The sequence below is a fragment of the Amycolatopsis alkalitolerans genome (assembly GCF_006152065.1).
In the GTDB taxonomy this organism is placed as follows: domain Bacteria; phylum Actinomycetota; class Actinomycetes; order Mycobacteriales; family Pseudonocardiaceae; genus Amycolatopsis_E; species Amycolatopsis_E alkalitolerans.
The window spans coordinates 29,472-50,750 of sequence record NZ_VDFW01000018.1 but is presented as its reverse complement, the minus strand read 5'-3'; the positions used below and the strand labels follow the sequence as shown (position 1 = coordinate 50,750).

The following is a 21,279-nucleotide window of genomic DNA, read 5'->3' as shown; positions in this document are numbered from 1 at the left end:
TCACGACCCACCGGTAGCCAAGTCACCCGTTACCAAGACGATGTGCTCCATCCAGTAACCGACGGGTTACGAACAGCGATACACCTTCAGAAAGGCGGACGGTGTAGCGACAAGACGCGCCACACTTCGGTTTATAATAGAATCAAGGAGTACAAAAATACATGAAGCCCAATTTTCAGAGGGGCATTAGAGTAAATTTCTCGACTGAGTTCGTTGTCGAAGGTGGCGACTTCTCGACGCTCGAAGTACGGGCGGGCACGGATGGCAAGTTTCACTACTTCTACGACACCAAGAGCAATCGGCTCATTAAGCACTTTGTGATTGATGACCGGCCAAGAGTTGCCACGCTCTGTAATGTCTTCCTTATCAAGAAGGACGATGGCTATTCCCCGCGCCTCAAGTTCTGGAAAAAGGACAAGACCAAAGCAGATAAGCCGACTCTTGAGTTTAAGCTTGCCGATAACGCTGACACGAGAACCATCAAAGCGCTCGTTGATACCGCAGACGCGTACAAGAACTTTTGGACGCTGATCGACTTCTTGCAGAGCTACAAAGGCGTTGAGCTTCCGCCAAACCAGTTCAAGGTCGTGACAGCTCAGAGCGCCCAACTGGTGGAACAGCTCAGAGGCGCCGACCGAGCTAGTGTCATCGAGGCCGTGCGCAGCGTCCTCGGCAGCTCGCTCACGCAAGCCGATATCCACCTTATGACCAATCGGAAAGCCCAGCTCGATTACTTCGGCCGGCTCTTAGCCGATGAATCGTTCTTCGAGGCCGAGCGCGTCAAATATGGACGCGACGGCAAAGAGGCACTGTGGGAACACTTCTTTGAGGAAAATCCTTGGATCTTCGGGTACGGCTTAAACCTCATATCCTGCCGGACGTTCGATGACGGTAAGCTCGAACGGTACACGACTGGCGGTGACCTGTTCCGTGGAGCTGCAAAGCGGAGCGATGCGGTTTTGCGATCCCGCGGGTTTGTCAGCAGCCTTCTTTTCTGTGAGATTAAGACCCATGCGACGCCACTCTTGGAGGTAAAGGCGTACCGTGAACCCGACGTATACCAAGCATCCCGAGAATTGACGGGTGCCGTCTCGCAAGTGCAAAAGACGGCCGACAAGGCTGTTCGTGGCATTGGGCACTACATTGAGACGCACACCGAGAAGGACGGCACGCCAACCGACATCGAATACTCGACGGTGCGGCCGAAGCAAGTGGTCGTGATCGGCGACGCGCGCCAGTTTCAACAAAACGGGCGGGTCAATGGCGAGCGCTTCTCATCGTTTGAGTTCTACCGACGCGGCATTACCGACGTTGAGATCATCACGTTTGATGAATTATACCAACGAGCACAGTTCATTGTTCAAGACTAGCGAAATAACGGAGGCTACGACTCCGAAGCCAGGCGTTAGCATCTTTGGCTGCAATTATGCTACAATCGAATTGACATGGCACATAAGAAACAAAAAGGGTCAGCGCTCGAAAAGGCGTTCTTGACAATCGTAGGCCTCTACGTCTTGCTGGTCTCTTTGTTTACGTTCAGTAAAGCTATATCCCTATGGCCATTTGCCTTCTTTGTCATCGTTTCTTTATTTTCTGCGTATGCACTCCATAAAATAATATATAGAAATGACACCCGTAGATTACTGGGGTCAACTCTAATAATAGAAGGCGTTCTATCCATCTTCTTGCTGTATCCTACCCCTCTCGCGTTGGGTGCTGATTTCATCGGGGTCAAATGTAGTCATTGGTCTGGAGTGGTTGAAAAGTGTGCGGATAACATCTCCTTCTTATCCATTGAGTCCTTGCTTACGTTAATGGTTCCTATGGTGCTCTTGGCAATCTTTGCTTACCAAAAAACCAAGTAGTTTTCAACATGAAGATGCCCCCGGGATTTCTCCGCGAGGGCCGGCTCTTCAGCATGTAAAGCTTAGTTCAGGGTTATCACTCCGTTCACAATCTGGTAGTACTCGTACTGCCCGTCAATATTGGGATGGAAAATCTTCTCCCTGTACCCGTTTCCGAAGACGTCGTTTGGTGCCACGTTATGGAAATACGAGTCCAGCCCTTGACAGAGATCATGACCATCGAATGACCCGTCAACGCTCGCGTTCGGGTCAATGTATGTGAACTCGGTATCACTGAGCGTATTGGTGAACCCCGTGACCGCATCATGAATCTCGCCATTGAGTTCGGTAACGACATCACGTGCAGCTAGTGAATCAGCCCCATCTCCAGCAGAGGAGCTCAAGTAGCTACACTGGACGGGCAACGAATCCAGCCCCGAAGAGGGAGTGACGTACGGGTAGCCGATAACGTAGACCTTTGCATTCGAAGTTCGATCGGCAATCTCGGTTAGTACATCCGCCAGATGGCCAGGTAGGACATTGTGGATCTTGTACATTGTTGTGCTGTAGATCGATGTGCTTGAGTCGCACTCACTCGACGGAGCGGCACAGGCTGTTGCAAAGTCGCTGAACCCGATGTCGTTTCCGCCGATAGTGATCGTCACTACCTTGGTGTCGTCCGACAAGGCATCAACCTGCGCTGGCTCGTTCCACTTTCCTGCTGGGTCATCGGCTTCCGTCGTACCCAACACGTCGTTCGTTGTCGCACCTGAGCACGCCACGAAATTGATGTACCCAAGGTTCAACGACGGAGTTTGCGAGAGCCAACGTGGATAGGCGGACGTACTCCGGTGACACTTGTTCACATCATCTTCATCCGTCCCGGCCTCAAACGGCGAATTCCCCTCGCCACTTGAGAACGAATCGCCCATAGCAACGTATCTTGCAGCGGGAGGTTGGGTTGATGCAACTTCGCCCTCATACCCCGAAGGGTAGTTAATGGGGGCGTTTATAAACAAAGGTCGTAGGCTATACCCACCCGACGACACCGTGGAAGTGGCCGCAACAGATCTGGGTTCCGTAGACCAAGCAGTACTAGGTTTACCACGCCAAGCCATCGAGATGACTGGAGTGCACTGGTCATTGCCCCCAGAAGAACCCAAATCGTCAAACTGAACACGCACAGCGTACACATAACCGTCATCCGTGTTGGTCATGTGCGCTTGTTTCTGCGCGCCCCAGTAGATTGGGCTGGAAGAGAAGTCAACCTGCGCCGATGCAGATGGTGTAAACACCACATACACTGCATCCGCGATCGGGCTTCCCGAATCTGGGTAAGAAACGTTACTGTTGTGCTGTTGGACAACAGCCCAACCTGCTCCGTTGCCGAGAGTAGTAGCCCAATCTGCAAGTGTTGCAGATTGGGTTGCGCCACCAATTATCTGTGTCCTTGACGTCCACGAAGATGAATCAGTAAGGATACTTTCCCATGATGACGTTACGTCAACCGACGCACACGTCGGAGAACCTTGAGTCGCGCTGTCTCTCGACAAGTGAACGCTACCGACGGATTCGATCACATCGTCATAGCTACTTGTTGCACTCGCCGTCCCTGCTGATGCAATCGTCAGCAGGGACATGAACACGCCAACTATGGCGCCTAACGCAAACCTTCGTCTTGGGTGACGCATAAAGCGTCTCACACCCTTCCATAGGATTTGAACCTGAACTGTTAACGTTCGCGACGCCTGGGGAGCACTGCTATGCCATGTTTGGGCGCAGCACTCCCCACACGTCGTTTTGCTTGAAGAGCCAAACTATTTATGACATAGTTAGAAACTCGTGCATATGGTTAAAAGAACAACACACCGACTGGAGGGCTACGTGTAAATACCTCAACTAGTTGGCTTCTACGCTACCTGTGACACGGAGAGCAGATAAATTGCGCACTTGGACTCGTGCGTCAAACAATTGACCATCGAATGGCCGACTTTCGCGTTCATTCGGCATCCATAGATTCGGGACCTGTTCAAGGTTCGGCCCTCATGAACAGGCCGCTTCTGTCATTCGACCCCGCACCGTAACGAGAAACACCCCGTGTCCGTTGCCGGATGCGGGGTGTTTTCATGCCGAAGGCGCGTCGGACTCCAGGATGGCGATCACTTCGTCAACCAACCGGTTTACCCAAGCGCGAAGCGGCAAGTCGTCGAACTGCAGGATATCTTCACGCTCGCGTACCTGCCGGTGCATGGCGTCATCCGCTTGCAGGCGGAACTTTTCAAGATTCTCACTGTACTTCTTGTCGCTCGACCTAGGCCGATACTGACTCGCCACTGACCCAAAGTTGGGCTGACCAAAGATCGGCGGCACGTGATCGAGTATTGCCCGTAGCAGCGCATGACAGGCGTAGACGTTCTCGCTGGCGTAGTTCTCGTTCAGCTCGCGCAGGAGTTGCAGCAGCTTCTTGAGGTTCCACTTCGTGCCTGCTTGCGCTGCCTCCAGCTTGTCGATCAGCGCTTGGTCAACGTAGCTGTTACGAACAGGCACCGCGACAGAAGCAGGAACGACGCTCGGCACAACCCGATCGGGGATCTGCTGCACCCAAGCGACGACGCGTTCCACGTAGTCTTTTAGGTCCTTAACTCCCTGAAGCTGTTTTAACCCTTCTCGATGAAGCGTCAGCTCCCACTTTCCAGTGATCGGCTCGCGCGATCCACTTGCCAGGCCGATCGGTTCATTCCATAGCAAATCCGGCATGAGACGGTCAAACGCCGGACTAAACGGTATCCGCTGACCAAGGTCTTCGTTAGTGATCGTTATCGGTTCAACCTCAAATGGATTGGTTGATGGAGCCGAGACTTCGTCGATGAACACTTGCAGGGCGTGAACAAAGTCTTCGCCAACCCGCTGGAATTCAGGCAGCTGCAACGCCGCTGCTACGGTTAACCGAATGACCGTGTCGTCGCGGATAATTTGGTCGTTATACCTCACCAGGCCGTACCTTGGCATCTGCGACGACACCGGCCATATCGTCGGCAACGAGTGCAGGACGTCCAGTGTGTTCTTTCCAGTCTGGCTATAGATACTGTCGACATGCCGCCAATGAGGCCAGCGGCCATGCTCCTGAGCAGGCCCATAAATAACTCGAAGCAGGTTCTGCTGGTTGGCACCAAGGTCAGCAAAAATATCCGGCGGGATGGTCATACGACGCCACTTCCCACCGCATTCGGCCGCTCCCCTGTCGCCAGAAATTCATGCAACCCCTCGCGCACGGTTGAAAGCGGCACTTCAACATCACCCCGTACCTGCGTGTGGTTGCCCATGTAGATGTAGTCGACTACCGCGTTCGGATCGCCGTCGCCCTTCGTCCAGCCACCTTCAGTGCGGGCCGTGTACCCAATAAAGCCCTTGTCCTTGCCCAGACCGACTTCGAGGGCAGGCGAGCGCTTCACCCCGGCAAGGGCCACTTGAATCATGGGCGGGGCGGCGTTACCGGTCGTTTCAGCCAGGATGCGGTCAATCAACGTGTCCAGTTCAGCCGCAGTGGTGACACGAATCGCAACGTCACCCGCCGCGTTCTTCGGCGCCTGGTCGTACCAGATGTCGAGGGCTACCACTGTTCGCCTCCCTGGAACGTCTCTTTGTAACCATCCGGACCGTACACGGTGACGGCGTAGCCCTTCGGGAGCAGGACGGGCAGGAGGGAATCACAGCCAAGCGGACCGACACACGGCCGGTTGTTGATGACCAGCTCGGTGTGCCGTTGCCCGGTTTGGATCATCTCCGTCGCCACCTTGACTTCGACATGCGTGGTGATGGCCAGCTTCCGGTTCGCGGGTAGTCCGCACTGCTTGAAGCGTTCCCACGCTGCCGCTGACTGTTCGTCCTCGCCGCTCACTGTCCTACGCACCGTGCCGTCGACGTCCACCCATTGGCCGTGGGTCTTCTTGTTCTCCGGGTTCGGGCTCGGTACCGGAGGGGGAAGCTCGTCACGTAACTTCTCGACGCGTGCGGGATCAACCGGTACAGGCGTCGCCGGTGGATTCGCTGCTTCAAGCGGTTCCGGCCGGCTGTTCGGTGGTGGTGGCGGTTCAACCGGTCCCACTTTGGCGAGGTACTGCTCCAGCGCTTGCCCCGCGGCGGTGACCTGTTGATGTGTCGCGCCAAGCGCGGTGATGACCTCTGCAAGCAGGCCGACCGCCTGATGAGCTTCCGGGTCTTGTGAGCCTTGGATCACCCGCATCAACAGCTCGTGGGCCTCGGTGAGCGCATAGAGCGCCTGTCCTACTTGGCCGCTCGGCAACAGGGAAATGGCGCGGCCGACGTCGCGCACGATCTCGTCAACCGACATTGACCCCCCAGTTCATCCTCTTGAACCATAGAAGCCAAGGAACCCGACCAGCCAGTGCTCAGCCGGTCGGACAAAGCCGAGGCGCTTCCGGCCCGCCGAAAGACAGTAGAGCCGGAAGCCCCCGACGCCCTCCCGCCGATGTGGGCGTTGTGATCGGCGGGCTGGCCCCATCACCTTGTCGGACGTGCGCGAAGGCTCGGTTACCCGGACGCGCTACGGCGCGGTGAAGACGACACCTCTGCGCTGTAGTGGCTGGTGAAGGATTGACTTTCGGGAAGCGCTTGGAGCAGGATGGTTCCGCTGGTTCAGCATGGTTCTCGAAACAGGAGGCAGGATGCGTGCGCAGTTCCTTGGCAAGGACCCCGAGTCCCAAGAGGGGCAGTCACCCACGCTGTTTGCGACCGACCGCACCGACCGCGTGACTTACATCGCCCAGGGATGGAAGGTGACTGACCCCGACGCGTTGGCCGACGTCGGCCCCGTACCGGAGCATGAGACGCTCATCGAAATCCCAGAAGACGTCCTTAAGTTCTACGCCCGCCGCTACCTGCAGGAAGAGGGAGACCACTGAGCCGCTTGATTGAGCCCGGCCCGACGTTCGGCCAGCTCTTCCAGACCTTCGAGCACACGGCCTTCCGGCTGGAAACCCGTGATCAGTACACGTCCGCCAACGAGACGGAAGCTCTGCGGCAGTTCGTGGCCGGTGAGCCGGTGGACATGGGCTGGTTCCAGAACTGGCTGACCATGATTCGGCAGGCCACCGCCGAGGGGAAGCGGTTCTCGCGCGTCCGCGTCGTGACGGTGCCGCTCACCGACTACAGCCGCTTCGGCGTCTTCTGCTCCGGCTACACCAACGACGCCGGTGAGGACATCCGCTACCTCGACCGCACGCAGGCCGGTGAGCTACCGGACTACGACTACTGGCTGTTCGACTCGCGCCTGCTGGTGCGTATGCGCTTTGCCGACAACGAAACGTTCCTTGGTGGCGAAATCATCGAGGATTCGGCCGAGATCGTGCAGCACAACTACTGGCGGGACGTCGCCCGACACAAGGCACTACGGCGGGAAGATTTTGCCCCGTAGTTCGCCGTCGCACATCTCGAGCGTGCAGGAAGCACGGGCAGCGCTCGGCGCTCTTCTCCGCGAGCTACGGCAGAACGCCACGTTTACCGTACGGCAACTCGCCGAGGTGCTGGGCTGGCCGCATTCCAAAGTCTCCAAGCTAGAGAACGGCCGGCAAACCCCCACCGAGACCGACATTCGCGTGTGGACACAGGCCACCAACGCGGAGCACGAAACAGATGGCCTGCTCGCGCGCCTCAGAACGCTGGAGTTTCAGCACGTCGAGTGGCAGCGCCAGCTCACCAGTGGTCTCAAGTCGCATCAGGTGAAGCTGACAGAACTGAACGCCCGAACACGGTTTTTCCGTGTGTTCGAGCCCACCTTTGTGCCGGGGCTGCTGCAAATCCCTGACTACGCTCGCTTCCGCTTCGAACAAAGCGGCCGCGTCTTCGGTGTCCGTCACGACATCGATGAAGCGGTATACACGCGCATTCAGCGCCAAGAGATTCTGTACCGGCCGGAGAAGCGCTTCCACTTCGTCTTGACCGAAGCCGTGCTGCGCTACCGGCTGTGTCCCGCGGCGGTCATGCTCGGCCAGCTTGACCGGTTGGTCTCGCTGTCCATGTTGCCGAACGTGAAGCTCGGGATTATTGGGTTCGGCGTTGCGTACGACGTCGCACCGTCACACGGCTTCTGGCTTTTAGATGACGACCGCGTCATGGTCGAAACCTTCTCGGCCGAACTGAACTTGGCACAACCTCAGGAAACTGAGCTGTACGGCCGCATCTTTGCGCAGCTCGCCACTGTCGAAGGGATCAGCTACGGGCGTGAGGCCCGCAGCCTCATCACCAAGGCCGCGGAGCAGTGGACGACGTACCTGCCCGAGCGGTAAGCGTCGGTTCCCGAATCGCCCGCTGCTTGATCAACGTCACGAAACATCGAGAAACAAGCTTCGTGTGCGCCTCGCCGCGTCCATACGCTCCCGTGCACTGGATAGCTCAGTGTGGAGGGCAGCGAAACATGAAACCAACCAAGCGGTGGACGCCGTTAGATCAGCAGACATACCGAATCACTTGGCGGGACGGCAATGTGTGGGTCCTGCATGCTACCCCGGCGGGCAAGTATCCCTGGCTGCTCACCAACGACGATGGTGCCACGCAGGAAATCGGGGTGTCTGGCACCGTGGCCGCCCAAGCCATGGCCGAGTTCTGGCTCGACGTAAGCAGTCTCTACGCGCCGGTGGCACCGACAGCGTTGCGAGCAGCCGCATGACCGTGACCAAACCCAAGTACCTCCTATGTAAAACTGGCGAGCTGCTCGTCTGGGCGCAGCTGGCCGACCATCTGACTGCACGAATCGACCAGGGCGAATTCAAGAACAGCCTACCGCCAAACGCGGTTTTGGCCGCAGAGTACGGCGTTGCTGAGAACACAGTGAGTCGCGCCATCGACGACTTGATTTCCCGTGGTGTCATAAAGCCGCTTGAGGGCCGGGCGTTTCACTACGTGCGCGAAGCGGACGGCATGTGGCTGCACCGTGACCAGTGGCGAAACCTGGCGTCGAAAATCAACGACGACGATGCCATGTCCGTGCTGAGTGAAGACGCACCCGTGGCGTGGGCGCATGGTTTTCGGGCCGACGTGCGCCGCGAAGAATTCCGCGAGTCAGAGGCATGAGTGACCGCGTCACCTTCGACAACGGTGACTGGCCGGCGGTGCAGGCAGCCGTCACCCGACGCATGGCGGAGCTGGCGCTGTCGCCGCGCGATCTGCGAGACCTGACCAGCCTGTCGGCGTCGTCACTTGCCAAGCTGCGCGGCAAGCAGCCGGTGGGCAGGATGCACCTCGGCACGCTGCGGCAGGTGTCGAGGGGTTTGGGATGGCCCGACACCGCCCTGGCCGATCTCGCCCAAGGTCGGCTGACGCCGGAGGACTTGGCCAACCCGGACCCGTCCGAGCCGGAGCTGCACGAGCGGTTCCTGCGCTTGGAAGCCGCCGTGCGGCAGCTACATCAGGGGTTGACCGAGATAGCGCAGCTTGAGGACGAGCGCTCGGCCAAGATGGCCACCCTGCTCACCGAGGTGGCTACCCTCGCGGGGCTCCTGAACTCCCCGGACCTGATCCGGGTGCGCCTGGCGGCCCGGCGAGGGGAAGCTCCGCTCCGCCGAAGCGGCACGGTGCCGTCGATACGGCCGGACGAGTTCAGCGAGACCGATTCATGAGCGACCGGGCCGTGTATTACACGACGCTCCGGTCTCGGGCCAGCCGGTTGCGTGTCGCACTCGATGAGTCCATCCACTTCCTGATGAACGCCGACACCTGCGTGCAGGACATCGGCCAGGCCGATCTTGGCGAACTGGGCGAGTTGAGCGCCACCGACCACCACGATCTCACGACGTGCGTCAGCCACGCGCTGTTCTTCGCCCGGCTGGCCGAGAAAGCCACGAGCGATCACGTCAACGAGCTGGATCGGGAGCTGGCGCTGCTCGGTATCGACCCGCTGGCGGACACCGAGCGGCCTGCCGGATGACCCACCCGGCGAAGTTCAATCCCGACGCCACCCCGGGGTACGCCTACGTCCAGCTGGCCGACCATCTGGCGGCCCGCATCGCGTCAGGCGAGCTGCGGCCGAATACGCCGCTGCCTGCAGAACGACGTTTGGCCAGCGAATATGGCGTATCGGTTGGCACCGTACGCCATGCCACGCGGCTGCTGCGCTACCGCGGTTTGGTCAAGACGATTCAGTCGAAGGGGACGTACGTGGTGCCGTCGACTACCCCAGACCTGCCACTCAAAGAACACGCTATTGACCATGAGAAAGAGATGACCATCCAATGAACACGCGACCCGAGACATACGACCAACTGCTCACCGAAGCGTCCGGCCTGCATGACCTAATTGAAGCCGCGATGGGCAACGTCATGGATTTGGGCCGCACGGTCCGAGGTATGAATACCTCAGGCGGTGACGAGGAATTTACGGGCGGGTTGTGCGGAATTCTTGACGAGCACCTGCGGAAGTCTGTCGATGAATCGCTATACCACCTTTACCACAGCGAGCGGATCGTCAAGGAGTACGAGGAGGGGCTGGAGTTGGCGAAGACGCACTTCGACAACAAGATTCCGGCTGAGTGATGACATCCAGCTTCGATCGGCCACCTGTAGCGGTATTTACATCATGAGCGAACATACGGTTGATCTTTTTCGCGGCCTGAGTGATAGATAGAGCAGCCAAACGTGGCAGAAGTCGTGTTCGGTGACACGACGCCTCGTCGGTGTCCTGCGGCCTATAGGTGAACCAACCGGGTTCGCCGGCCGCAATTCACCGAGGAGGTGACTCGCCATGAGCGAGCCAACAGGAGCGGGAGGACCGCTGCGTACCTTGGCCGTGCGGATTAACGAAGACCTGCGTGCCCAACTGGACGTCGTCGCCCAGATCACCGGCCGCAGCGCCACTGAGGAGATCCGTCTGGCCCTGGAGCACTGGATCGAGAAGACCAAGTCCGACCCGGCCACGCTCCAGAAGGCCGAGGCCATTCGCGCGGAGATCGAGCGTGAGGCGCAAACCCGACGCAATGCAATTACCGCCATTTTCGGCGGGGACAACGCAACGTCGGGCGAACCGAAGAACGCCTCGGCTTCCCGCCCCGCTACCCGTCGCGCCAAGGCTGACGAGTAGCACGTCGCGTCGACCTGAGCGCGAGCTCAGGGAAAGCGCCCGGCAGGAGCGTGTGTCCGCACGCGACCCACGTCGCTGTGCCACGGGCACCGCTCCTGCCTTTCTGCCTGGATCGGCCGGAGCGCCACCGTCGACAATCTCAGCTCCCTCCACACCAGGCCTCGGGCCCAGCCACGGGGCCCGAGGCCTGGTGTGGAACGGATCGCCCGCCAGGCACGAGGCCTCTGGTCCGGAAACGAGCAACACACAGTGATAACCGTAATCGTGATCCCGGTGGATCGACGCAACCCGATACACCTCGCGCAGATCGATGAACACGCCCTCGATGCCTTCCGGCGTCTGGTGGACGGCGACCTGGAGGTCGCTCATCTGAACCGGCCGCCAGCGACGCTCTACATGAACGCCGAAGGCAAGCTCCTCGACATGCCGGTCAATGGACGGGCGACGGCGCTGGCGTGGACCCACAACAGTGCCTTCCGAGGCCGCGACGTCATCGCCGGGCCAGCGTTCATCGTCGGCCGGCCTGACAGGCGCGGCGATGACACGTCGGCGCCGCAAGATCTCGTCGACCTGCTGTTTCATACGCGACGCTACCGCGTCGAAGTACAAACAGCGCACGACCGTCAGTGGAGCAGCAACGCCCGAACCTTCGAGGACTGGCTCGACGCCTACGTCTATGGCGTCGACCTGGCCCAGCGCTGGACGGCCGTGACCGAGGTCCGAGTCGTTCCGGTGCTGGACGAGGCGTTACGGGAGAGCTGGTATCGGATCGGGATAGGTTACCGGCAAATCGCCGGAGCCACCGACCCGCGGTTTACCCGGGACAGTTTCACCGGCTGCTACAGCGTTGAGGAGTTGGAAAACTGGATCGGGCACGCTCAATGGGTGATCGGGACAGCCTTCTACTACCGTGACCTCTGCTTCATTCAGCAGACTAAGAGCGGTGACGAGTGGCTGACCATCCGGCACGGCATCGCATTCGAAAGTTTGTCGCTGATGCCACACATCGAAGACGGCACATTCGCCTCGTTGGTGCACCGCCTGCTGGCGGCGTCGAAGGAGCAATGCCAGCGGCTGGAGTACTGACAGCCGTGGCGTGAACTCCGCAGGCCCAGAGGCATTCGCCGCCCGGCGGCACGCTGGCCGGAAATCCATCCTCAAGCCAGCAAAGGGCGGGAGTCGACCCGACGCGGGTTTTATCGCGGTCTGGGTACGGCTCCCGCCTATTTTAATTTGCGGAGAAAATGAAGAACACCCCGGCCGCTGAGCGGACACGGGGTGTTCTTCGCTCGCGGGCCGAGGTGATGAGTCGGAAGAGGTTCGGGTCAGACGTCAAGCCTCTTGAGTCGGTCGCGTATCTCGCATAGGACTGCCGTCTGTTTCGTCACGGCTTGTTCGAGCTTCACGAGCATAGTGACGACCGCGTCATGCGTCTTGGGACTCTGAGCTTCCAGAAAATCCCGTACGGAGGTAAGACCCATGAGCTCGTCGGCCATTCGGCTGATCGCCACCCTCTCTCGCCTTTGGATCTCCTCGCTGCGCACGCCGAGCTTGCGAGCAAGATAAGCACGGCGATGAGGCACACTATCCAACCATGCATGTTCTGCGTCGCCGAACGCATTGCGAAGGGCCTCGGTGTGCTCGTCCTGCTCCAGGGCTCCGAGGACACCATGGAGCAGGTCGTATAGCTCTTGACCGTTCGTTACGCCGAACCCAGCGGCGTATTGCGTGGCCCGTTCAGGGGTCAGACCGCCGCGCTGCGTCAGGCGTCGAATTAGTTCTTCCAGGCGAGGTTTTGTTTCTCGCAGATTGGCGTTTCCGCCACTCTCTTCCGACATATGGGTGTGGCTCCTTGGTTGCTTCGGACAGGGCACACCACTAGCTCACGCAAGTAAGTGGAGCGCCACATCCGAAGACCACGGCCACCGATGTGCGTTATCGACGATCGACAATCTCTTTCATTTAAACACAAAATGACAAATTAGTCAATAGTTTGACTATGTCGCTATGTTAAAGGGAATAGCGCATTCAACTAAGCGACACGTGCACATTGAAGAGCAGATAGCCGCCATCCTGACCCAGGTAGCCATCCTGCTTGTTGCCAAGGAGTACGCTGCCTTCTGTAAGGGTGTCACTCTTTACCCCGACACCTTCTTTCGGGGTATCATTTGTGAACATACGTGTCGAGTCGGCTTGGTATTCGATGGTGACCGGCCGTGGTGAGATGAAGTTGCAACTGTCCCACACCGTGGGGACGGGTGAGTTGTCCGCCGCCAACGCGCCGACCAGACCAGGGTTGTAGATACCCGGCGCTGGAAGCACGGCCCAAGCCCGAGCGCGTTGGAGCTTCGCCGCCACGTTACCCTCAGTAAAAGGCGACGGCGTGGCGATACTGTCAAGCCTTGGGGAAATATCATTGTCGAAGAAAATCATGCACTCGTAAGTGTGCTCATCACGGGCGATGAGGTCATCGCCCCAGCCGCCACCGGGCTTGCCCTTGTCGGCCAAGTCATGGCACTGGACAAAGTTGCGCTCATCGCCGAAGCCGGTGAGGTCCGTGATGGAGTTGAACACCGGGTATGGCGCTGGATCATTGATCGTGAAGGTTCTACGGTCTGGCCCCCACCCGCGCGTGTTGTCGATCTTTGCGTCCGGCGGGGTAGACACCTGCGCGCGGGATGGGACCGTTGCCGCCTCGACCAGATTGACAGGACTTTGACTCGATCTGTTTTTCACGATCAAGATGCCGGTGGTAGTCCCAACCGCTGCGACCATGACGACCGCGAGGGCAACTGATGCCTTTACGTCCCGCCTGATCCATGTAACAAGTGTGGAGCGTGCGCGGCGCCACCACGGCGCATCGCGGTCATCGGCGGTCGGGGCGTCTTCGGTAAGTGCCACCGGAGCAGATTGGCCATTGGCCAGTACCTCAGTGCGACGTGCTTCACCGGGCACATTCAACTTCCCAGCCCGGCGCAAGATGAGGCACGCAAGTGCGGGGAAGCCGTACAGGTCCTCGTAACGCCTGTGTGTCTTGACGTCCACTTTCATGAAGAACGCCCTGCTGTTCGGATCAAACACGTCCTTGGCGCAAGCCCACTCGCGCCGCTGTGTCAGATTCCCGTGCGACCGGAGAGAGGCTCCGTCATCGTCGTTCCCGATGGCCAGCGCCACGCGCACTGCCACAGGGACCGCATGTTTGACCACCTTGGAGCTCAAGGCACCCAGCGCCCACGCATTCCCCGCGTCGAGCAAATGGGCGATGAGGTCATCGAGCACCGAGAGTCCAGCGTACGGGTCGTCTGGCGTCATGAGGAGATCAAGCAGCTCTGCGTTCTCGTGATCTTTGAGCCTCTCGATGGTCAGCCCGTCTCCATCTCGCAGAGCCTGGAACCGAGCCACTAGCTGCTCAACATCGCCCAACCGGCACCCCTCCGCATCGTTGCTGGTCAGTATCCCATGACAGTGCCGGACAGCAGGTGACAGCGGGGGACATTTCAATCGTCCACCTGTCTGTCCTGTTCTGTCCCCTGCCCTCCTGCGGACGGTTGAGGTGCGCGACCAGCCAGTTCTCGCGCATCCCCACCACCAGAAGGAGGAATCGTCATGCCCCGCACCCGCTACACCCGCCTCGTCCATGAACACGACGAGATCCGCCAGGAGGAACAGATCCGCGCGCTCCGTCGCCTCGCGCACGAGCTTCACCGCCAGCCCACCGACGTCGTGGAGATGGCGATGGTCATCGACCTGAAGGATCGCCGTCGCGCTCGTCTGGAACAGAACCGTCGCCACAAGCCCGCACGCACCGTGACCACCGTCAGCGCCTGACCGAATGGAGGCTGATATGGACATCATCCATCGTGGCCACGCCGTCCGCGTCTCGGCCGCGTCCCCGCTTGACCTCGGCGTCGCGATCAGCAAAGACGTTGTCCGCCCGTAGTCAGACGGAGGGGCGGCACCGCCGCCCCTCCCCACCATCGTCCCCACACATAGATCGGAGGTGCTTCATGTCCGCGTACACCCGAATCCGCCACGGCGTCGCCGGTGCAGTCACCGTGCTGACAGCCACGATCGCCTTCACCGCCTGCGGCTCACCGTCCTCGACGCCGGGCGATATGGCGGCCAACCAGCAGCGTCTCGCCCAGTGCGACCCGGCCAAGCCGCCAGCTTCCCTGGTGGAGATCGACGGCACCGGCTCCAGCGACGCCGCGTCGATCACGACCGAACGCATGCAGGCCATCGAATCCATCGCCACGCGCACGGCGGTGTGTTCCGGCGACCTGCGCGTCTTGGCCTTCTCCTCTTCCTCGGCGGCGACCACTGTCTTGTTCGATGGCCCGCTCAAGATGGACGGCGCCACGGACAACGCCCGGCTGCGTCGAGTCCCCGGTGCGGTCAGCGACGTCATGGCGAAGATCCGCGCCGCCTACGGACCTGCAGTGGCGGCCTTGCCGCAGAACGGCAGCGACATCACGGCGCAGTACCGGTTGGCCAGCGAATGGATGCAGCAGATTGGGGATAGCTACCGGCTCGACCTCACGGTCTTCACGGATGGGTTCCAGAACATCGGAGTGGATCTCAGGGCGAGGGCGCTCAGTAAGCAGGAAGCGACGGCGCTCGCCGACAAAGTGAACGTCCCGAAGCTGCCGGGAGCGTCTGTAGTGGTGGCTGGGCTCGGCCGGATCGCCGAGGGCACGCCGCCGTCCGCGGTGGTTGAGGGCTTGGTGGCCTACTACGACGAGCTCTGCCACAACACAGGCGCCGCGAAGTGCAGCAGTGTCACCGACTATGCCCAGGCCGGCCGATGAGCATCGCCAACTGGGCCAAGCGCCTCGACGACATGCTCACGCCGGACACAACAGAATCGTGGGAGGAGACCGCCGATGCTGTTGTCCTGCAACGCATCGACGAGGCTGACAGTCGGCCTCGGCCGACCAACGTCGCCACCTTCTACTCGGAGGAGGAATACGAACGCCTCGCCGAGGAACAGGAACGGCTGTGGTCGGCCGAAGGTGAGCGCGAGGCCCGAGGGCACACTGTTCGGGTATCTGGCCTGGACGCGGCCGCCGACGCGGCGCTGGACCTGCTGGCAGAAAGTAAGAAGGCAGTCGCCGCGGCCTACGAAGATCACCTGCATGCGTCGCGGGTGCTGACGCCGCACGTCCGCCGCGAGTCCGGTGCGAAGCTCAGGTACCGGATGGTCTGGCCGCTCCTCGTTCTCGGCGAAGCCAGCGGCATCTGGTCGGCGGCGATCTCCTGGGGCGACATACCTTGGATTGCCGCTGGCCAAGCCCTCTCGGCGGGCTTGGCAGGTGCATCCGCAGGGCTGGTCGGCAGCGAGCTCAAGCGTCTGCAACTCGCCCGTACGCGTCGCCGCGATCCCGACTCCCTCACTGAGGACGAGCGCCGCTACGAGCGGCTTTTTACCGGGAGCGAGAAGACCCCGGGCATCGTGAAGCTCATCGGGTTCGTGTCGGTCCTCGTTGCGGCGCTGCTGGCGGTCGCGGTGTTCGCGTTGCGCTCGTCGGTGGAAGGCAGCTCCTCCGGGCTCACCTACGCCCTCATTGCCTTCGCGACGGCGTTGGCCTCTGGCTTGCTGGGCTACCAGGCGGCCGACGAGGTGGCGGATCTGCTGGCGACGTACGTCAAGCAGGTCAAACGGGCGGAACGCCATCACCGACAGCTGGCTGGAGATACAGCAATCGCGGACCGGGCGGAGGCGGTCGAGGCTGCCCGCTCCACCCAGGCCGAAGCCGCACTCCGCGGCCAAGCCGCCAGCAAGCGCGTGGCGTCGCTCAGCTTCCGGATCCTCCGGCGCAACCCCGGTGCCGTTGGACACGGCTACCCATCTGGAGACGCGAGCGGGGTGATCGGACGGCGAGCGCGCCGGAACGGCGGTGCCGTATGACCGCCTCCGTCCGCTTGCTGACGAGCACGCTGCTCCCTGGCGGCCTGCTTGGTTCGCGAACCTCAAGCAAGCCGCAGGCTCGGTCAAAGGCGGGGTACGCCCTCGGCAACCCGGGCAGGCCAGCCACAGTGCCGACGCTGCTCATCGCGGTCTTCGACAACTCGGGCTCGGTGATCTGTCCGGTGGGTGCCGATCCGCTGTCGAACCGGTTCGCCGAAGTCGAGCACGCCTTCTCCGTAGTGGCGCGTAAGGGCGCACGCCACGAACTCGGCGCCGTGGTCCATTTCGACACGCCATCGAGTGGCGAGGTTGGTCCGGTTCCGCTCACCCGGTCTGGGGTCGGCGCCCTCAAGAAAGGCCTGCGGATCCCGCCGGACGGTGCAGGCTCCAGCGAACTCGCACCCAGCTTGGCACGAGTCACGGAGGTGGCAGAGGCCCATCCCGAACACGAGGTAACGCTGGTCGTCCTCTCGGACTTCCTACTCATGGATCCCGATCCGCGCGGTGTGCTCAGCGATCTCGCCGCCTTCCCCGGAGATGTGCACGCCGTCGTTCTCGGTGCCCGACTTCCCGCGGGCGTCTTGGACGAGCGCATCACCGTGACTCACATCGGGCGGGACGATCCGCCTGGCGCGGTCGCCCGCGCGGCGTTCGCGAGCCTGATCACCCACCGCCCGGGGAGCTCCCTGTCTCCTCCACCGTCGTAGCGAATAGCACAACATGTTTCTCGTTGATTCTGCTCGCACATAAACCAGCCAAGTAACAGAGGTAGTGAATCGTCGGTTCGCCCGAAGGTTCGAGCGAATATTCGAGCGAACCGACGGTTTCTCTTTCATCCGCGTCGCCTCATAACTAGGGGCGAATCCCGGCCACTTGCCGCCGGGAGCAAGAAAGGAGGACATATGCAAAAGGAGGTCACTTCAGAGCCGTCCGCAACCACGGGCAAGTTCCGCACGATCCTGGCGGACCCGCCGTGGAACACCCAGCAGAAAGGGGAATTTGGAGCCAGCCGACACTACCCGCTCATGAGTCTCAAACAAATCAAAGCCATGCCAGTAGCCGACTTGGCCGCCACCGATGCCCACTTGTGGTTGTGGGTCACGAACGCGACGCTCCGCGACGGCTACGACGTCGCGGAGGCATGGAATTTTACTGTTCGGTCGCCGCTGACATGGGTGAAATTCCGCCTTGGCCTGGGCGCCTACTTGCGCAACTCGACGGAACATCTGCTTTTCGCGACTCGGGGCAAGGCGCCGGTCCGATTTCGTTCGCAGCCGACATGGATTAACGCTCCCGTCCAAGAACACTCCGTCAAGCCGGACGAGCAGTATGCCGTCATCGAGCGCATCTCGGACGGCCCGTACCTGGAGCTGTTCGCCCGGCGTCGGCCACCAAGCCTGCGTGCGTGGTCGGTGTGGGGCAACCAGATCGACTCCGATATCAGCATCCCGGGTTACCCGGTGCCTAGCGATCAGACGACGCGGGGGACCCGACCATGAGCGACAACAAGTCCGGCAAAAACGTCGTCGAGTGGCTCTTCCGCGCGTGCGTGCTCGTGCTCGGTACAACCATCGCGCTAAACGTCGCCATCATGTATCTGCAGCCCGTTTTGCCGTGGCTACTCGGCGGCTTCGCGCTGGCCTTATTGGTTTGGCTGACGGTCGCCATCGTGCGCTGGCAGAGGTCGAAATGGTGACGTATACCCCTGTTATGCGTATTCAGTGGTGGATCGTTGTGAAATGGACAACCCCACTTGACATCTTATCAAAAATGTTCAATAAGTTGGGCGGAAAGCCCGCCGCCTTCGGGTGGCACGCCAATAGTTCGTGTAATTGGAAGGAGGTGGTCTATGGCCCATGCCAAAAAGAAGCGTAACAACAGCTCAAGATCGAGCGAGGAACGACGGTACACGGTTCGTGGTGTTCGCCGCGACCCAGTGGATGTCTCGAAACTCAGCAAGGCGCTGATCGGCCTGGCCATGGCCCAGGCTGAACGTGAGGCGCAGGCTGAGCACGCCAGCCGATCTGCAGACGATGTCGAGCCAGAGGGCTCGACACGTCACCAGTCGCAGCCCGGAGGTGTCGAGGATGCCTAACGCAAGCGACCTTGTCTTTTCGGGCCTGCATCTGCCGAGGCCGCTCGATCTTGGTGTGGTGACGCGCTTCTTGGCCCGGCTCGCCGCCGATCGTGACGCTCCGCGCGTGGTGCTGGAGGTACGCGCCGACCAGGACGGTACGCGGCATCTGCTCGGGTCCCGCCCGACCGACCTGCACCATATGCGGCATCTGCTGAGCGACCTGATTCCCGGCACCGTGCTCACCAGCCCGAACCTGAACCGCACTGAGCCGCGGCCCGCGGTTGAGACAGCAGGGCGGCTAAAGATTCAGCCGCCAGGGTTGCCGCTGCTCACGCTCGCGGCCGAGGCCACCACACGGGCATTGCTGTCGGCGCTGGCCGCACCAATGAAGACCGGCGAACACCAGGTACTCCAAGTGGTCCTCGGCCCTCGACACGCGCCGAAGATTGTGTCCGGGACCGCGCCCGATCCGCACAGCACACTGGTCGACGCCCTCATAGGTGGCACGAGGCCAGCCAGCGCGGAGGTGCGGGCTCGGCTCAAGGAGCGCTACAGCGAAGGCGGGTTCTCTGCCACCATCCGTTTGGGTGCGGCCAGCCCGGACCGAGCCCGGCGTCGCCGTCTCACCGCTGGGCTGCTGAGCAGTCTGGCGACCGCGCAGTCCGCTGGTGTCCGTATCGACCTGGTTCGGGAGTCGGCCGCCGCGCTCAACCTCGTTCGTCTGCCGTGGCGCTGGCCATTACATTTGGCGGTCAGCGAGCTGATCGGCCTGTTGGCGTTCCCGCTCGGGGACGGCGAGCTGCCGGGTCTGCCACCAGTGCATCCGAAGCGGCCACGAGCGGCATCTTCGGTGCACACCGGCCCGCGCGTGTTTGCTCACAGCGCGGCACCGGGCGATAAGCGGCTACTCGGGATCTCACCGCAGGACCAGACGTTCCACGGCGCGGCGTACGGCCCCAGCGGGTCGGGCAAGAGCACAGCGCTCTTGAATTTGATCTGCGCGGACGTCGACGCCGGTCGTCCCATCGCCGTGCTCGACCCCAAGAAGCAGCTCATCCAGGACATCCTCGCCCGCATCCCCGAGCACCGGGTCAACGACGTCGTGCTCGTCGACGCCAGCGAGCTGGAGCCGGTGGGCTTCAACCCGCTCGAAGTCGGCAACCGTGACCCGGACGTCGTGGTCGATGGCCTGATGGCGGTGTTCGAGGCCGTGTTCCGCGACGGCTGGGGGCCGCGCACCGCGGACCTCTTCTCCGCAGGGCTTCGGACCTTGGCACGAGCCAGCACGACGAAACGTCCGGCCACGCTGCTCGACCTGCCAAAGCTGTGGACCGATCCCCGATTCCGCCGCCAGCAGGTCGGACGGATTCAGGCGGACGCGGCGCTCGCCGGGTTCTGGGCGTCGTTCGAAGCACAAACACCCGCTGCGCAAGCCGCGATGACCGCAGCACCCATGAATAAGCTGCGCCAGTTCCTCCTCCGGCCGGCGCTGATCCGCATGCTGGATCAGCAAGCCAGCGCGTTTCGATTGCGCGACATCTTCCGCGACAACAAAATCGTGCTCGTTCCCTTGAACGAGGGCCTCATCGGGCCAGGCACGGCCTCCTTGCTCGGGTCGCTGGTCATCGCGGATCTGTGGCAGGCAACCCAGGAACGTGCTGACGAACCTGGCGCGTCGACGCAGGTCGGCGTCGTCTACATCGACGAGGCGCCACGCTTCCTGAACCTGCCAGTCTCGTTGGCCGACGCGCTCGCCGTCTCGAGGTCGCTCGGCGTCGGCTGGTTCCTGGCCGCGCAGTTCCGCAGTCAGTTTCCGCCCGCGCTCAGGACCGCCGTCGACATGAACGCGCGCTCGAAGATCCAGTTCGCGACCGAGTTCGAGGACGCCCGCGACACGGCGAAGCTGACTCGCGACCTCAGCACCGAGGACTTCCTGGCCCTGCCGAAGTACCACGCCTACGTCAACCTCGTCGCCGATGGCCACCCCTCCGGCTGGGCACTGGTCGAAACCCTGCCCGCGCCCCCAGCCATCTCCGACCCCGAAGCCGTGCGCGCCGTCGCCAGGACGAATCACGCTCCGACCGTCCCGCCTGCGAACACCCCGGACGACACCAACAGCCAGTCCCAGGCAGTTCCAGACACGGATGCGGTCGAGCCGATGGTGGTCGAGGTGGTTGGCCGGAAGCGGAGGCGGCCGCGATGACTCACCACCGGTCTTTGGAGACGACGGTGGTGAATGAGGCGAAAGCAGTGTTCGGCCGTCTGTCCGCCCCTGTCTTCACGTTGCCCACCTCCATACGTTTCCCCAGCTCAACCCCCGTAGCCCCTACCTTGTGGGATGGGACTGACCCCCTATTCGG

Annotated in this window: 26 protein-coding genes; 20 read left to right on the top strand and 6 right to left on the bottom strand. The window is 61.2% G+C overall.

What is annotated here, in order from left to right:
* Positions 1-161: 161 nt before the first annotated feature.
* On the top strand, positions 162-1,370 hold the full coding sequence (locus tag FG385_RS20395; RefSeq protein ID WP_139098368.1) for a Shedu immune nuclease family protein: 1,209 nt from the start codon (positions 162-164) through the stop codon (positions 1,368-1,370).
* A gap of 557 nt (positions 1,371-1,927) precedes the next feature.
* On the opposite strand, the gene FG385_RS33995 is transcribed toward FG385_RS20395, so the two are convergent.
* The 4 genes from FG385_RS33995 to FG385_RS20375 form a co-directional block, all read right to left on the bottom strand.
* On the bottom strand, positions 1,928-2,776 hold the full coding sequence (locus FG385_RS33995; RefSeq protein ID WP_160148850.1) for an SGNH/GDSL hydrolase family protein: 849 nt from the start codon (positions 2,774-2,776) through the stop codon (positions 1,928-1,930).
* 1,192 nt (positions 2,777-3,968) lie between these two features.
* Positions 3,969-5,048, bottom strand: a complete 1,080-nt coding sequence (locus FG385_RS20385) for a hypothetical protein (protein ID WP_139098366.1) — start codon at positions 5,046-5,048, stop codon at positions 3,969-3,971.
* Positions 5,045-5,461: an Imm1 family immunity protein gene (locus FG385_RS20380; RefSeq protein WP_139098365.1), complete on the bottom strand. Its 417-nt coding sequence runs from the start codon at positions 5,459-5,461 to the stop codon at positions 5,045-5,047. Before FG385_RS20380 ends, FG385_RS20385 begins: the two co-directional genes overlap by 4 nt.
* The gene (locus tag FG385_RS20375; RefSeq protein WP_139098364.1) at positions 5,455-6,195 is read right to left on the bottom strand and encodes a DddA-like double-stranded DNA deaminase toxin; all 741 of its coding nucleotides are present in this window, start codon (positions 6,193-6,195) and stop codon (positions 5,455-5,457) included. The genes FG385_RS20380 and FG385_RS20375 overlap by 7 nt, the downstream gene beginning before the upstream one ends.
* A gap of 334 nt (positions 6,196-6,529) precedes the next feature.
* Here FG385_RS20375 and FG385_RS20370 point away from each other — a divergent pair, with 334 nt between their 5' ends.
* The 11 genes from FG385_RS20370 (at position 6,530) to FG385_RS20320 (ending at position 12,020) form a co-directional block, all read left to right on the top strand.
* Positions 6,530-6,766, top strand: a complete 237-nt coding sequence (locus FG385_RS20370) for a hypothetical protein (protein WP_139098363.1) — start codon at positions 6,530-6,532, stop codon at positions 6,764-6,766.
* Positions 6,767-6,771: 5 nt separating this feature from the next.
* Positions 6,772-7,278, top strand: coding sequence for a DUF6879 family protein (locus tag FG385_RS20365; protein ID WP_200834568.1), 507 nt, complete (start codon positions 6,772-6,774; stop codon positions 7,276-7,278).
* Positions 7,279-7,300: 22 nt separating this feature from the next.
* Positions 7,301-8,149: a helix-turn-helix domain-containing protein gene (locus FG385_RS20360; RefSeq protein ID WP_235022683.1), complete on the top strand. Its 849-nt coding sequence runs from the start codon at positions 7,301-7,303 to the stop codon at positions 8,147-8,149.
* A 128-nt stretch (positions 8,150-8,277) separates the two neighbouring features.
* The gene (locus FG385_RS20355; protein WP_139098361.1) at positions 8,278-8,529 is read left to right on the top strand and encodes a hypothetical protein; all 252 of its coding nucleotides are present in this window, start codon (positions 8,278-8,280) and stop codon (positions 8,527-8,529) included.
* A complete protein-coding gene (locus tag FG385_RS20350; RefSeq protein ID WP_139098360.1) occupies positions 8,526-8,933 on the top strand; it encodes a GntR family transcriptional regulator in 408 nt (135 codons plus the stop codon). Before FG385_RS20355 ends, FG385_RS20350 begins: the two co-directional genes overlap by 4 nt.
* On the top strand, positions 8,930-9,478 hold the full coding sequence (locus FG385_RS20345; RefSeq protein WP_139098359.1) for a hypothetical protein: 549 nt from the start codon (positions 8,930-8,932) through the stop codon (positions 9,476-9,478). Before FG385_RS20350 ends, FG385_RS20345 begins: the two co-directional genes overlap by 4 nt.
* Positions 9,475-9,786, top strand: coding sequence for a hypothetical protein (locus FG385_RS20340; protein WP_139098358.1), 312 nt, complete (start codon positions 9,475-9,477; stop codon positions 9,784-9,786). Before FG385_RS20345 ends, FG385_RS20340 begins: the two co-directional genes overlap by 4 nt.
* Positions 9,783-10,094: a winged helix-turn-helix domain-containing protein gene (locus FG385_RS20335; protein ID WP_139098357.1), complete on the top strand. Its 312-nt coding sequence runs from the start codon at positions 9,783-9,785 to the stop codon at positions 10,092-10,094. Before FG385_RS20340 ends, FG385_RS20335 begins: the two co-directional genes overlap by 4 nt.
* Positions 10,091-10,390: a hypothetical protein gene (locus FG385_RS20330; protein WP_139098356.1), complete on the top strand. Its 300-nt coding sequence runs from the start codon at positions 10,091-10,093 to the stop codon at positions 10,388-10,390. The genes FG385_RS20335 and FG385_RS20330 overlap by 4 nt, the downstream gene beginning before the upstream one ends.
* A 208-nt stretch (positions 10,391-10,598) precedes the next feature.
* Positions 10,599-10,934 carry a ribbon-helix-helix domain-containing protein gene (locus tag FG385_RS20325; RefSeq protein ID WP_139098355.1) on the top strand — a complete coding sequence of 112 codons (336 nt, stop codon included), beginning with the start codon at positions 10,599-10,601 and terminating at the stop codon, positions 10,932-10,934.
* A gap of 264 nt (positions 10,935-11,198) precedes the next feature.
* Positions 11,199-12,020 carry a DUF3846 domain-containing protein gene (locus tag FG385_RS20320; RefSeq protein WP_235022682.1) on the top strand — a complete coding sequence of 274 codons (822 nt, stop codon included), beginning with the start codon at positions 11,199-11,201 and terminating at the stop codon, positions 12,018-12,020.
* Between the two features lie 239 nt (positions 12,021-12,259).
* Here the strand turns inward: FG385_RS20320 and FG385_RS20315 are convergent, their stop codons facing one another.
* Entirely contained in the window at positions 12,260-12,772 is a 513-nt protein-coding gene (locus FG385_RS20315; protein ID WP_139098353.1) for a hypothetical protein, read from the bottom strand.
* Positions 12,773-12,962: 190 nt separating this feature from the next.
* A complete protein-coding gene (locus FG385_RS20310) occupies positions 12,963-14,357 on the bottom strand; it encodes a hypothetical protein (protein ID WP_139098352.1) in 1,395 nt (464 codons plus the stop codon).
* Positions 14,358-14,540: 183 nt separating this feature from the next.
* Between FG385_RS20310 and FG385_RS20305 the strand changes: the two genes are divergently transcribed.
* From FG385_RS20305 to FG385_RS20275, 8 genes are all read left to right on the top strand, one after another.
* Positions 14,541-14,762 (top strand): hypothetical protein, encoded by a 222-nt coding sequence (locus FG385_RS20305; protein ID WP_139098351.1) that lies wholly within the window; start codon positions 14,541-14,543, stop codon positions 14,760-14,762.
* A gap of 179 nt (positions 14,763-14,941) precedes the next feature.
* On the top strand, positions 14,942-15,742 hold the full coding sequence (locus FG385_RS20300; protein ID WP_139098350.1) for a hypothetical protein: 801 nt from the start codon (positions 14,942-14,944) through the stop codon (positions 15,740-15,742).
* Positions 15,739-16,842, top strand: coding sequence for a hypothetical protein (locus tag FG385_RS20295; RefSeq protein ID WP_139098349.1), 1,104 nt, complete (start codon positions 15,739-15,741; stop codon positions 16,840-16,842). The genes FG385_RS20300 and FG385_RS20295 overlap by 4 nt, the downstream gene beginning before the upstream one ends.
* A gap of 128 nt (positions 16,843-16,970) precedes the next feature.
* Positions 16,971-17,549, top strand: a complete 579-nt coding sequence (locus FG385_RS20290) for a hypothetical protein (protein WP_139098348.1) — start codon at positions 16,971-16,973, stop codon at positions 17,547-17,549.
* 195 nt (positions 17,550-17,744) lie between these two features.
* On the top strand, positions 17,745-18,341 hold the full coding sequence (locus FG385_RS20285) for an MT-A70 family methyltransferase (protein WP_139098347.1): 597 nt from the start codon (positions 17,745-17,747) through the stop codon (positions 18,339-18,341).
* Entirely contained in the window at positions 18,338-18,538 is a 201-nt protein-coding gene (locus FG385_RS20280) for a hypothetical protein (protein WP_139098346.1), read from the top strand. The genes FG385_RS20285 and FG385_RS20280 overlap by 4 nt, the downstream gene beginning before the upstream one ends.
* 153 nt (positions 18,539-18,691) lie before the next feature.
* Positions 18,692-18,937: a hypothetical protein gene (locus tag FG385_RS33990; protein WP_160148849.1), complete on the top strand. Its 246-nt coding sequence runs from the start codon at positions 18,692-18,694 to the stop codon at positions 18,935-18,937.
* Complete coding sequence (locus tag FG385_RS20275; RefSeq protein WP_200834567.1) at positions 18,930-21,122, top strand: type IV secretory system conjugative DNA transfer family protein; 2,193 nt, start codon at positions 18,930-18,932, stop codon at positions 21,120-21,122. The genes FG385_RS33990 and FG385_RS20275 overlap by 8 nt, the downstream gene beginning before the upstream one ends.
* Positions 21,123-21,279: the final 157 nt, after the last annotated feature.

What these genes read in the sequence shown, in the direction of transcription:
- FG385_RS20285 (WP_139098347.1), top strand. Translation starts at nt 17,745, where the DNA reads ATGCAAAAGGAGGTCACTTCAGAGCCGTCCGCAACCACGGGCAAGTTC.
- FG385_RS20375 (WP_139098364.1), bottom strand. Translation starts at nt 6,195, where the DNA reads ATGTCGGTTGACGAGATCGTGCGCGACGTCGGCCGCGCCATTTCCCTG.
- FG385_RS20350 (WP_139098360.1), top strand. Translation starts at nt 8,526, where the DNA reads ATGACCGTGACCAAACCCAAGTACCTCCTATGTAAAACTGGCGAGCTG.
- FG385_RS20305 (WP_139098351.1), top strand. Translation starts at nt 14,541, where the DNA reads ATGCCCCGCACCCGCTACACCCGCCTCGTCCATGAACACGACGAGATC.
- FG385_RS20395 (WP_139098368.1), top strand. Translation starts at nt 162, where the DNA reads ATGAAGCCCAATTTTCAGAGGGGCATTAGAGTAAATTTCTCGACTGAG.
- FG385_RS20315 (WP_139098353.1), bottom strand. Translation starts at nt 12,772, where the DNA reads ATGTCGGAAGAGAGTGGCGGAAACGCCAATCTGCGAGAAACAAAACCT.
- FG385_RS20385 (WP_139098366.1), bottom strand. Translation starts at nt 5,048, where the DNA reads ATGACCATCCCGCCGGATATTTTTGCTGACCTTGGTGCCAACCAGCAG.
- FG385_RS20345 (WP_139098359.1), top strand. Translation starts at nt 8,930, where the DNA reads ATGAGTGACCGCGTCACCTTCGACAACGGTGACTGGCCGGCGGTGCAG.
- FG385_RS33995 (WP_160148850.1), bottom strand. Translation starts at nt 2,776, where the DNA reads ATGGGCGATTCGTTCTCAAGTGGCGAGGGGAATTCGCCGTTTGAGGCC.
- FG385_RS20295 (WP_139098349.1), top strand. Translation starts at nt 15,739, where the DNA reads ATGAGCATCGCCAACTGGGCCAAGCGCCTCGACGACATGCTCACGCCG.
- FG385_RS20370 (WP_139098363.1), top strand. Translation starts at nt 6,530, where the DNA reads ATGCGTGCGCAGTTCCTTGGCAAGGACCCCGAGTCCCAAGAGGGGCAG.
- FG385_RS20280 (WP_139098346.1), top strand. Translation starts at nt 18,338, where the DNA reads ATGAGCGACAACAAGTCCGGCAAAAACGTCGTCGAGTGGCTCTTCCGC.
- FG385_RS20275 (WP_200834567.1), top strand. Translation starts at nt 18,930, where the DNA reads ATGCCTAACGCAAGCGACCTTGTCTTTTCGGGCCTGCATCTGCCGAGG.
- FG385_RS20340 (WP_139098358.1), top strand. Translation starts at nt 9,475, where the DNA reads ATGAGCGACCGGGCCGTGTATTACACGACGCTCCGGTCTCGGGCCAGC.
- FG385_RS33990 (WP_160148849.1), top strand. Translation starts at nt 18,692, where the DNA reads ATGGCCCATGCCAAAAAGAAGCGTAACAACAGCTCAAGATCGAGCGAG.
- FG385_RS20355 (WP_139098361.1), top strand. Translation starts at nt 8,278, where the DNA reads ATGAAACCAACCAAGCGGTGGACGCCGTTAGATCAGCAGACATACCGA.
- FG385_RS20300 (WP_139098350.1), top strand. Translation starts at nt 14,942, where the DNA reads ATGTCCGCGTACACCCGAATCCGCCACGGCGTCGCCGGTGCAGTCACC.
- FG385_RS20325 (WP_139098355.1), top strand. Translation starts at nt 10,599, where the DNA reads ATGAGCGAGCCAACAGGAGCGGGAGGACCGCTGCGTACCTTGGCCGTG.
- FG385_RS20335 (WP_139098357.1), top strand. Translation starts at nt 9,783, where the DNA reads ATGACCCACCCGGCGAAGTTCAATCCCGACGCCACCCCGGGGTACGCC.
- FG385_RS20330 (WP_139098356.1), top strand. Translation starts at nt 10,091, where the DNA reads ATGAACACGCGACCCGAGACATACGACCAACTGCTCACCGAAGCGTCC.